11 protein-coding genes are annotated in these 10,040 nt (G+C 68.1%); 6 read left to right on the top strand and 5 right to left on the bottom strand.

What is annotated here, in order from left to right:
* Positions 1-317 precede the first annotated feature (317 nt).
* Positions 318-737 (top strand): ester cyclase, encoded by a 420-nt coding sequence (locus HY058_00470; protein ID MBI3495759.1) that lies wholly within the window; start codon positions 318-320, stop codon positions 735-737.
* On the opposite strand, the gene HY058_00465 is transcribed toward HY058_00470, so the two are convergent.
* Positions 734-2,230, bottom strand: coding sequence for a glycosyltransferase family 39 protein (locus HY058_00465; protein MBI3495758.1), 1,497 nt, complete (start codon positions 2,228-2,230; stop codon positions 734-736). The genes HY058_00470 and HY058_00465 overlap by 4 nt on opposite strands.
* Positions 2,231-2,528: 298 nt before the next feature.
* Complete coding sequence (locus HY058_00460) at positions 2,529-2,963, bottom strand: nucleoside deaminase (protein ID MBI3495757.1); 435 nt, start codon at positions 2,961-2,963, stop codon at positions 2,529-2,531.
* 148 nt (positions 2,964-3,111) lie between these two features.
* Between HY058_00460 and HY058_00455 the strand changes: the two genes are divergently transcribed.
* Together HY058_00455 and rsmD are read left to right on the top strand one after the other, a co-directional pair.
* Positions 3,112-3,876, top strand: a complete 765-nt coding sequence (locus HY058_00455) for an rRNA pseudouridine synthase (protein ID MBI3495756.1) — start codon at positions 3,112-3,114, stop codon at positions 3,874-3,876.
* Entirely contained in the window at positions 3,873-4,436 is a 564-nt protein-coding gene (gene rsmD / locus HY058_00450; protein MBI3495755.1) for a 16S rRNA (guanine(966)-N(2))-methyltransferase RsmD, read from the top strand. Before HY058_00455 ends, rsmD begins: the two co-directional genes overlap by 4 nt.
* Here the strand turns inward: rsmD and HY058_00445 are convergent.
* Positions 4,433-4,873, bottom strand: a complete 441-nt coding sequence (locus HY058_00445; protein MBI3495754.1) for a hypothetical protein — start codon at positions 4,871-4,873, stop codon at positions 4,433-4,435. The two genes, rsmD and HY058_00445, sit on opposite strands and share 4 nt — an antisense overlap.
* 71 nt (positions 4,874-4,944) lie before the next feature.
* On the opposite strand from HY058_00445, the gene HY058_00440 reads away from it, so the two are divergent.
* The 3 genes from HY058_00440 to HY058_00430 all read left to right on the top strand — a co-directional run bounded on the left by HY058_00440 (position 4,945) and on the right by HY058_00430 (position 6,906).
* Positions 4,945-5,517 (top strand): DMT family transporter, encoded by a 573-nt coding sequence (locus HY058_00440; GenBank protein MBI3495753.1) that lies wholly within the window; start codon positions 4,945-4,947, stop codon positions 5,515-5,517.
* Positions 5,514-5,864 (top strand): DMT family transporter, encoded by a 351-nt coding sequence (locus HY058_00435; GenBank protein MBI3495752.1) that lies wholly within the window; start codon positions 5,514-5,516, stop codon positions 5,862-5,864. Before HY058_00440 ends, HY058_00435 begins: the two co-directional genes overlap by 4 nt.
* A 79-nt stretch (positions 5,865-5,943) precedes the next feature.
* Entirely contained in the window at positions 5,944-6,906 is a 963-nt protein-coding gene (locus tag HY058_00430) for a DMT family transporter (GenBank protein ID MBI3495751.1), read from the top strand.
* Here HY058_00430 and mutL read toward each other — a convergent pair.
* Positions 6,903-8,717, bottom strand: coding sequence for a DNA mismatch repair endonuclease MutL (mutL, locus tag HY058_00425; protein MBI3495750.1), 1,815 nt, complete (start codon positions 8,715-8,717; stop codon positions 6,903-6,905). The two genes, HY058_00430 and mutL, sit on opposite strands and share 4 nt — an antisense overlap.
* Positions 8,714-10,039: a glucose-6-phosphate isomerase gene (locus tag HY058_00420; GenBank protein MBI3495749.1), complete on the bottom strand. Its 1,326-nt coding sequence runs from the start codon at positions 10,037-10,039 to the stop codon at positions 8,714-8,716. The genes mutL and HY058_00420 overlap by 4 nt, the downstream gene beginning before the upstream one ends.
* Position 10,040: the final 1 nt, after the last annotated feature.

Here is a 10,040-nt window from a genome sequence, read left to right as displayed (position 1 = left end):
GATCAGCGTGCTATCCTGCTCGAGGGCGGCGAGGCAATGGCTCAGGTCGTCTACTTTCGGCATGGGACGCGCTCCATTGAGGTCTTTGGCGACGACAATGGTGCACCGCTTCGCCGCCCGCCCCATAGCATCTCTCCCCCAGTGGGGGGTCGGAACGGTCGGGGACGGGTCCTTCCGTCCCCGACGCAGCGTCGGAAGGATCCGGCGCTGCCGTTCCCGACGGTTGCGAAGGTTTGGCGAGGCGAAGCCAAGCCTAGCCGTAGCTGGGTGAGGGGGATTCCATCTCACCGGATCAGACTCTAGCGCGGACGGCGATGATGGACCGCGCTGCCCTCGAGGCGCTTGGGCGCCGGTGGATGCAGCTCTGGCAGGGTGGCGACCTTTCCCTGTTCGAGGCGACCCATGCGCCGGACTTCAGCGATGAGTCCAGCGCCGGGCGCGGGACCGACTGCGCCGCCTTTGGCCGCGGCGTGGCCCAGCTCTATCGTGCGTTTCCGGATTTCACGGCGACGATCGAGGCCATGGTGGTCGATGAGACGCAGGCGATGGCCGCCATCCGATGGCGCGCGACCGGTACGCAGAACGGCCCCTTTCTGGGCTTGGTTGCATCCGGTGCGGGCATCTCCTTCGATGGTATCGAGATCATCGCCTGCCGCGGCGGGCAGGTGACCAGGCGCTGGGGCCATTGGGACGAGGCGGCGCTCCTAGGCCAAATGACGCGACGCCTCGAACCCTAGTGGATCGCCTTGCATCCGCTCGCGGCACCCGCCGGCTGAGCCGGGCAATCCATCGGCGGCAGCAGCGCCCAGCGGACCTTGACCGGCATCCGTGCGGGGATGCGCGACAGCGGCAGGATCACGGTGGGTTGCGGGACCGCCGTCGGGAAGCTCCTGGCGAGCCACTCCGGCATGGCTTCGCCATCAACGTAAAGATTCCAAACGACGATGCCGCCCCGGACCCGCAGATCGTTGTCATCGATCCACGGGCTGATGCGCGGATTGGCGTCGATGAACACCGAGGGGCGATCCGCTGAATAGAAGGCGAGGTTGCCGGCGACCCACATGCGTCCGACGACATAGCGGAGCTTCGTGCCATAGGCCTCGTGCCACGCTTCGGTCGCCTTCGCAGCCAAGGTCTGGCCGGGAAAATGCGTGCGCCGCTCATGCCCGGTCAGGATCGGCCCGATCATCTGCGCTCCGGCATAGGCGACCAGCGGCAAGACGAACAGGGCCGCCCATGCGAGGCGAAACCATTTGAGCCGCAACGCCGTGAAGTGCGGTCGCACCATCATGATCACCCAAAGAGTGATCCACACCCAAAGCGGCGCGCCCCACATGCTGCGCAAGCCATGGCCGGTCACGATCGAGATGAAGATCGAGAAGGCGAAGGGGCCTAGGGCCAGCACGGAAATATAGAGTCGATCGAAGCTATCGGGCTCCCGTGCGATGGCGACGATCCGATCCGCCGGGCCGGCGCGGATCTGCGTGAGGATGAGGACGAGGAAGCCCACCGGGGCCAGGGCGAACAGCTGGCTCAGCGCAAAGCGGGCGGCGAACACGACACCGTTCAGCGGATCGGCCGCGACGCGGGCGCGATCCTGCACATAGGCGACGGACTCGTAGCCATGGGCGTGCATCCACAGGAGGTGCGGCGAAATGAGGAGGATGGCGAGGCCGAGGGCGATATACGGCCCCGGGCGCATCAGAAGCCGCCGCGCCGCCGGGTGGTTCAGCATGAACATCGCCATCGGGATCAAGAGTGTGACAATCGAGTACCGCGACAGCATGCCCAGGGCCGTCAATGCTCCGAGCAGCGCCCAGTCGCCGCTCCGGTCCTGCTTCAGGGCGCGATGGCCGATCCAGCCGATGAGCGCCGTGAACGGGAACTCGAGGATGATCGGATTGAATTCCGGCGTCGGGAAGTTGAAGTAGTAGATGGTGGCGAGCAGCAGGACCGCGATGATGGCGTCGTCGTCGCCCAGAATGTCGGATGCCAGCCGCCAGACGCCATAGAACATGACGGCGAGGCAGACTTGGCTGAGGAGGAACACGCCCCAGAGGCTGGTGCCCCCAGCCAAGCGCGTGAGCTCGAGCAGCCAGGCGAAGAGCGGCGGGCCCTTGTGGTAGCCCCATTGCCATTCGTGGCCCCAGGCGAAGCCCTCGATGACGTCGAGCGAAGCGTTGTCGGTGACCAGGGCGGGAATCAGCGTCCAGGCGAGGAGCTGGAGCACGAGAAAGCCGCAAAACACCTGGCCTGGGCCAAGGGATCTCGCGGATCCCAGGAGAGCCGGGGCGAACCCGGCTTGGGCAGAAGGGGAGCTTCGGATATCCATCGCCAGCCTCATACGGTCTAGCAAATGGGTCGTCTGCCCCCGGACCCAAAGCAAGCTTAGCATGAATTGCGGACCGCTGCTGCTCCTCGATGTCACGATGGCGCGACAAGACGCGGTGCGGCGGACGGCATAATCTTTCTAAACGCCGCAGATTGAAGACGCGTGCCGCAGACGGCGCTTGCACGTGGGAAGCAATCTACCGCCGCTCCCGGAAGAAGCCGCGCAGGAGCTCGGCCGCCCGGCTCTCCTCGATGCCGCCATAGACCTCCGGACGGTGCAGGCAGCCGGGAAGCGTGAACAGACGCGCCCCGTGTTCGACCGCACCCCCCTTGGGATCATAGGCGCCGAAATAGAGCCGGCGGATGCGGGCATGGGCGAGGGCGGACGCGCACATGGCGCAGGGCTCGAGGGTGACGTAGAGATCGCAGGCGTCCAGGCGCGGGGCACCCAGGATTGAGGCGGCCTGGCGGAGCGCCAGCAGCTCGGCATGGGCGGTCGGATCCTTGAGCTCTTCCACGCGGTTGCCCGCTTCCGCCAGCACCCTGCCGCTCGGCCCGTCCACCACCACGGCACCCACCGGAACCTCGCCGCGTCCGGCGGCGGCCTCGGCCGCGCGGATGGCGCGCAGCATGGGCGGGAGGGCCGGATCGTGAGCCTGCATGGCGCAGCTTCACGGGATGCGCCCCCAGTAGTCAAGACGAGGGGGCGTCAAGACGAAGAGGGCCCGATCGCGGGCCAAGGCATAGGGTGCGGCAACGGCGAAGTGCTATATCCCGGCCATGAGCGAATCCAAGGATGAGGGCGAACGCATCGCCAAGCGCATCGCTAGGGCTGGGCTTGCCTCGCGCCGCGAGGCCGAGCGCATGATCGCCGACGGAAGGGTCGCGGTCGACGGCAAGGTGCTCGACAGTCCGGCCGTGCTGGTGACCCAGGCGAGCCAGATCACCGTCGACGGCAAGGCGTTGCCGGCAGCCGAGAAGACCAGGCTCTGGCGCTATCACAAGCCGCGCGGCCTCTTGTCCACCCATCGCGATCCCGAAGGGCGGGCGACCTTGTTCGACAATCTGCCCCAGGACTTGCCGCGGGTGATCTCAGTCGGCCGTCTCGACCTCAACTCCGAAGGCCTCATCCTGTTGACCAATGACGGAGCGCTCGCGCGCCATTTGGAGCTGCCCAGCACCGGCTGGATCAGACGCTACCGGGTGCGGGTGCACGGGCGCGTCGATGCCGAGGCGCTCCGGCCGCTTGGCAAGGGCATCACCGTGGACGGCGTTGCCTATGGCCCGATCGAGGCAGCGCTCGAGCGCCAGCAAGGCAGCAATGCCTGGCTCGCCGTCGCGCTGAGGGAGGGCAAGAACCGGGAGGTCCGCAAGGCGATGGAGCATCTGGGCTGGTCCGTCACCCGCCTCATCCGGATCGCCTACGGTCCCTTCCAGCTGGGCCATCTCAGCCCGGGTCAAGTCGAGGAGGTCACCGGCAAGGTCTTGCGCGAGCAGATCGGCCGTGTGGGGGTCCCGGCCGCTCACGGAGGCAGGCGGCGGTGAAGATCATCGCCGGTCGGTTCAAGCGCCGGACCATCGAAGCGCCGCCGGGCACCGATGTGCGTCCGACCTCGGGTCGCGCCCGCCAGGCGCTGTTCAACACCCTCGCGCATGGCGATTGGGGCGTGGGCTTAGAGGGTGCCGCGGTCCTGGACGCGTTCGCCGGCACCGGCGCGCTCGGGCTCGAAGCCCTCTCCCGCGGCGCCAGCCATGTGAGCTTTCTCGAGAATGACCGACAGGCGCTGGCCTCGCTCCGGCGCAACATCCGCACGCTTGCGGTCGAGGCCGAAACCACGCTCATCGCCGTGGATGCGACGCGCCCCGGCCGGGCCAAGGCTGCCGTCGACCTTGCCTTCCTCGATCCGCCCTATGGGAGGGGCCTCGCCCAGAAGGCGCTGACGGCGCTCGGCGAAGGCGGCTGGTTCAAGCCCGGCGCCTTGGTCGTGGTCGAGGTCGCGGCCGCCGAGGACATCGATGATTCCGAGGCGTTTCGTCTCTTGGAGGAGCGTCGCTACGGCAAGGCGAAGCTGGTCTTCCTTGCGGCTGCGGACGGGCGGGGTTAGCCCATCACGTCCTTGACGTAGACGCCCTTGATCTGCCCCTTGAAGCGGGCATCGAGCGCCGTTTGCGCCTCCTTCTTGAAGCCCTCCACCCGCGAGGGTGTCGGCCGCCCCCCCTCGAACAGCTTCACCGCCAGCGGAAACAGGATGCCGTTCACCAGCGGCTTGTTGCCCCACAGCATCTGCCGGGCGGAGGAGTTGATGGCCTCGACCGAGACGGTGACCCGGCCCTCGAATATCTTGCCGTCCTGCAAATTGCGGATGGTATAGGGACCGAAGGGCGCATAGGTCTCCGGCAATTTCCGCTCATAGGTCTGCTCGGTCGAAAGATCCTTGCGCTTCTTTTTCGTCTCTTCCGCTTGGGCCGCGCCGAGCTCAGCCAGCACGAGAACTGCCGCCAGCGATGCCAGCAATGCGCGGATCAAGAAGGTTCGGCCCATGAGAAAATTATAGCACGGATCCGGCGCGGCGGCTTTGGCCGGGCCCGAGAGCGCTGGTAGGATCGCCTGCCTTGACCCTACCCGCCGCCTCCGCCGGGGGCGTCCGCCCCGCCCTTGCCGACCGCCGCCCGCTCGGCATCGCCTCCATGCTCATCGCCGCCGCGGTGTTCTCGGTCACCAATGTGCTGATCAAATACCTGTCGGACGGCTTTCCGACGACGGAGATCATGTTCTTCCGCAGCCTGTTTGCGCTGCCGACCGCGCTCCTCATGGTGTGGCGGGCGGGCGGCATCGGGCTGATCCGGACCAAGCATCCCATGGGGCATTTGTTGCGGGCACTCTTGGGCCTGGGCGCCATGGGCTCGCTCTATTACGCCTTCAAGCTGCTGCCGGCCACGGACACGGTCGCGATCTTTTTCGGCACGCCGATCGTGGTGACCTTGCTGTCGATTCCGCTCCTGGGCGAGCGGGTCGGCTGGCGGCGCTGGTCGGCCATCCTCGTCGGCTTCCTCGGCGTGCTGGTGATCGCCGGCCCCGAGGGCCGGATCTTCGAGATGGGCGTGGTGGCCGCACTCGCCTCCTGCCTCTTCTATGGCCTCGTCTCGGTCTTGCTGCGCACGTTGAGCCGCAGCGAGGAAAGTTGACCATCGTCTTCTACTATGGCTTCTTCTGCACCCTCGTCCTCGGCTTGGTGCAGCCCTTCTCCTGGACCTGGCCGGACTGGCGGGCGCTTCTGCTCTTTGCCCTGCTCGGCACCTTGGGGGGCGTGGCGCAATACTTCCTGACTCAGGCCTATCGGTTCGCCCCGGCGAGCCTGGTCGCTCCCTTCGACTACAGCCAGCTCGTCTGGACCGCGGCCTTCGGATTCCTGGTCTTCGGCGATCTGCCCGCGCTCGCCACCTGGATGGGGGCGCTCTTGATCGCCGGCAGCGGCGTCTACATCTTCCAGCGCGAGGCGCGGGGCCGCGAGAAGCCGTCGACACCAGCGTGAAGGAGCGGGCGCCGCATGCGAGGCCGGCCTGACCGCCATGCAGAGCGGGCACTGGTCCGGCTGGGCGCGGCACAATAGGATGCGCCGGAAGCCGTCCGAGCCCCGATCTCCCTTGCCAGCCCTCTTGCTCCCCACACCCACCCGCGAGGATATCAAGCGCGGCATCGCCTATATGTCGGCCTCGGTCTTGCTGTTCGCGCTCCTGAACGTGCTGGTGAAGTGGCTGATGGAGACCTATGCCGCACCCCAGGTGCTGCTCTTCCGCTCTCTCTTCGCCGTCATCCCCTGCGCCTGGCTGATCTGGCGGAGCGGCGGAATCGCCGTCCTGCGCACGCGGCATCCGTTCTGGCATGTGAGTCGGGCCGGGGTGCAGTTCATCTCCATGGTCGCCATCTTCACCGCCTACGGCATGATGCCGCTCGCCGACGCGGTCGCCATCACCTATGCCTCGCCCTTGTTCCTGACCGCGCTTTCGGTGCCGGTCCTGGGCGAGAAGGTGGGGGTGCATCGCTGGGGTGCGGTGATGCTGGGATTCATCGGCGTCCTCATCATGGTTCGGCCTGGGGCCGGCGGCAGCCTGATCCAGCTCGGCGCCCTCTTGGCGCTCACCAACGCGCTCATCGGCGCCTGCCTCTCCTTGAGCGTGCGCGCCATGACGGTGAGCGAGACAGCGGTCGCCATGGTGAGCTACCAGGCCTTGTTCACCTTCCTCCTGGCCCTGCCGATGCAGCCCTTCGTCTGGGTCCAGCCCACCCCGTTCGATTTCCTGCTGCTGGCCTCGCTCGGCCTCGGCTCGGCGGTCGGGCAGTATTGGTGGACCCAGGCGTTTCGCCTGGCACCCGCCTCGGTCAACGCGCCCTTCTCCTACACGGCGCTGGTCTGGGCGATCGGCTTCGGCTGGCTCATCTGGGGCGACGTGCCGAGCCAGGGACTCATGCTCGGCGCCGGCATCGTGGTCGTGAGCGGTCTCTACATCCTCTACCGCGAGACGGTCCGCCGGGTGCCGCGCTCGGCGCTGGCCGCCAAGCGGCCGGTGATCTAACGCCGCCCGAACAGGCGCTCGATGTCGGCGAGCTTCAGCTCGACATAGGTGGGGCGGCCGTGATTGCACTGGCCGGAATGGGGGGTGGCTTCCATCTGCCTGAGGAGCGCGTCCATCTCCGCCTGATTGAGGCGGCGGCCGGCGCGGATCGAGCCGTGGCAGGCCATGGTGCCGCAGACATCGGCCAGCCGATCCTTGAGGCTCAAGGCCTGATCGAGCTCAATCAGCTCGTCGGCGAGATCGCTGACGAGGCCTCTGACATCGGTCTCGCCCAGCAAGGCCGGAGTCTCGCGCACCACCACAGCACCAGGTCCGAACGGCTCCAGGACCAGGCCCAGCTCGGCCAGCTCGGCCGCCCGTTCGCCGAGCCGGCTGGCGGCCGCCTCGTCGAGCTCGACCACCTCGGGCAAGAGCAGGATCTGCCGCTTGATGCCGCCATCGCCCAGCGCTTGTTTCATGCGCTCATAGACCAATCGCTCATGGGCGGCATGCTGATCGATGAGGGCGAAGCCGGTCGCGGTCTCGGCCAGGATATAGGTGCCGTGCAGCTGTGCCCGCGCCACGCCGAGCGGCTGCTCGGCGCTGGGAGCGATGTCGGCGACCGCGACGGGCTTGCCCGCGGCCGGCATCGACAGGCCGGGGATCGTCGCCCCACTCGCGCCTGTGCTTGCCAGCGGCACCTGGTAGGCCAGCGCCTGCTCGGCCAAGCCTGGGGACACGGCGCCGCCGGAGGAGCGCCACGGCGAGCCGCCATGGACACCGGGGCGAAAGGCGCCGAGGGTCGCCGCCGAGACCGTCGTCGAGGCGCGGTGGCCGGCATCGGCCAAGGCATGCTTCAAGGCGCCGACGATGAGGCCGCGCACCATGCCGGGCTCGCGGAAGCGGACCTCGGTCTTGGCCGGATGCACGTTCACATCGATGAGCTCGGCGGGCACCTCGAGAAAGAGCGTGACCAGCGGATGGCGATCGGAGGCGAGGAAGTCCATGTAGGCGGCGCGGATGGCACCCAGGAGTGCCCGGTCGCGCACCGGCCTGCCATTGACGAAGAGATACTGGCTGCGGCTGGTCGGGCGGTTGAGCGTCGGTAGCCCGGCATAGCCGGTGAGCCTGAGGGAATCGCGGCCGGCGTCGATCCGAACCGCATTGTCGGCGAAGTCGCGGCCCATGATCTGGGCGAGGCGATCCAGACGGCGAACGAAGAGCTCACCCTGGCTGGCGGCGAGCCGTAGCTGGGTGCGTTGGCCATCGGTCACGCTGAAGGCGACATGGGGATGCGCCATCGCCAGGCGGTTAACCGCATCGATCGAGTGATCGAGCTCGGTGCGCGGCGATTTCAGGAATTTGAGCCGCGCCGGGGTCGCGTAGAAGAGATCGCGCACCTCGACCCGTGTTCCCTTCGGCTGCGCCGCCGGCACCGGCGTGCCCACCCGCCCGCCTTCGACCTCAATGCGCCAGGCTTCGGCGGCGCCTTCGGCGCGGCTGGCGATGGCAAGGCGGCTGACGGCGCCGATCGAGGGCAGCGCCTCGCCGCGGAATCCAAGCGTGCGGATGCGCAGGAGATCGTCGTCGGGCAGCTTCGAGGTGGCGTGGCGCTCGACCGCGAGCGCGAGCTCGCCCGCCGCGATGCCGCTGCCGTCGTCCTCGACCAGGATCAGGCTCTGGCCGCCGTCGCGCAGTGTAACGGCGACGCTGGACGCACCCGCATCCAGCGCGTTCTCCACCAGCTCCTTGACCGCGCTTGCCGGCCGCTCCACCACCTCGCCCGCGGCGATGCGGTTGACGATGATCTCCGGCAGGCGACGGATACTCATTCGGGCGGTGTTCCGGCAAGCAGCGCCCGCGCCCGGCGCTTGCCGTCCTCGACCGCAGGCTGGTCGAAGGCGTCGATGCGCCAATGGTGCGCGGCCAGCATCGTCTCCAGCATGAAATGCATCATGAGCCCACCCAGGCCCTCCTCGTCCAGCCGATTCAGCCGCATGACCCGGGTGGGCCGGCCGGCGCCGATGAGGGTGTCGACGGTCGCCCGCTGCTCGGCATCGAGGAGGTCGCCGAGACGCCTTCCCGCCAGATGCGCCGGGCCATCCTTGGCCAGGACCGGGCCTTTTCCGGCGGCGTCGGCAAGGATGAGGGTGAAGAGCTTGTCGCGCGGGCCGTCGAGATAGAGCTGCAGCTGGCTGTGCTGGTCGACCGGCCCCTGGGCGCGAATCGGGGTCATGCCATGGCCGCCCTTACCCAGGCTTTCCGCCCAGAGCTGCGCCCACCATCCCGACAGCGAGGCGAGCCGGTCGACATAGGGCATGAGCACGCTTTGACGAATGCCGCGGGCTTCGGCGTAGCCGACGGCGAGGGCTGCGCCGAGCGCAGGACCCGCATCCTCCGGCCGCCCTGCGGCCAAGGTCGCATCCAGAACCTGCTGGGCGCCGCGGCGAAGCAAGCGGGCGTCCAGCCCGGCGATCATCGCCGGCAGCAAGCCCACGACGCTCAAGGCCGAGAAGCGGCCGCCGATATTGGGATCGTGGTCGAAGGTGAGCAGGCGATGCCGCCGGGCGAGGTCGCGGAGCACGCTCGCCTTGGGCTCGGTGATCACGATCACCCGCTCGGCCATGTCCAAGCCGGAGAGCGGCTGCTGGAGCGCCAGGAACTGCGCCAGGGTCTCGTCGGTGCCGCCGGACTTGGAGATGACGATGAAGCCGGTATGGCGGCAATCGAGGGAGGTCATCAGCCGCGTCCAGCTCGTGGGGTCGATCGAGTCCTGGAAGATGACGCGCGGACCGGACCCAGGCCCCGTCAGCGCCGATTGCGCCAGTGCGGTGAGCGTGGCGCCGCCGAGGCTGGAGCCGCCGATGCCGAGCACCACGATGGCGGCGAAGCGCTCGCGCCAGCTCCGGGCGATCGGCGCCAGCTCGTCCAGATCGGATGTGGCCCGCGGCAGATGCAGAACCGGGAGGCTCCGATCCTCGTAGCTCTGGCGCAGCCAATCCAGGCCGTACTCGCCGCGCTGGAACAAGGGCCGGCGCTCGTCCGGGCTCAAACCGAAGGCGCCCAGCTTCTCGCCGAGCCAGCCGCCGACGTCATGCTCGAACGGGACGAGGCAGAGGTCTGGCGATGCGGTCTCGCGGACGTGGTGACGCATC

The sequence above is a fragment of the Pseudomonadota bacterium genome, assembly GCA_016195085.1.
GTDB lineage: Bacteria > Pseudomonadota > Alphaproteobacteria > SHVZ01 > SHVZ01 > JACQAG01.
This window is presented reverse-complemented; position numbering and strand designations above follow the sequence as displayed.

Bases quoted from the DNA above. Each gene is read 5' to 3' on its own strand.
- HY058_00420 (MBI3495749.1), bottom strand. From the start codon at position 10,039: ATGCGTCACCACGTCCGCGAGACCGCATCGCCAGACCTCTGCCTCGTC.
- mutL (MBI3495750.1), bottom strand. From the start codon at position 8,717: ATGAGTATCCGTCGCCTGCCGGAGATCATCGTCAACCGCATCGCCGCG.
- HY058_00455 (MBI3495756.1), top strand. From the start codon at position 3,112: ATGAGCGAATCCAAGGATGAGGGCGAACGCATCGCCAAGCGCATCGCT.
- HY058_00470 (MBI3495759.1), top strand. From the start codon at position 318: ATGGACCGCGCTGCCCTCGAGGCGCTTGGGCGCCGGTGGATGCAGCTC.
- HY058_00445 (MBI3495754.1), bottom strand. From the start codon at position 4,873: ATGGGCCGAACCTTCTTGATCCGCGCATTGCTGGCATCGCTGGCGGCA.
- HY058_00460 (MBI3495757.1), bottom strand. From the start codon at position 2,963: ATGCTGCGCGCCATCCGCGCGGCCGAGGCCGCCGCCGGACGCGGCGAG.
- HY058_00430 (MBI3495751.1), top strand. From the start codon at position 5,944: ATGCGCCGGAAGCCGTCCGAGCCCCGATCTCCCTTGCCAGCCCTCTTG.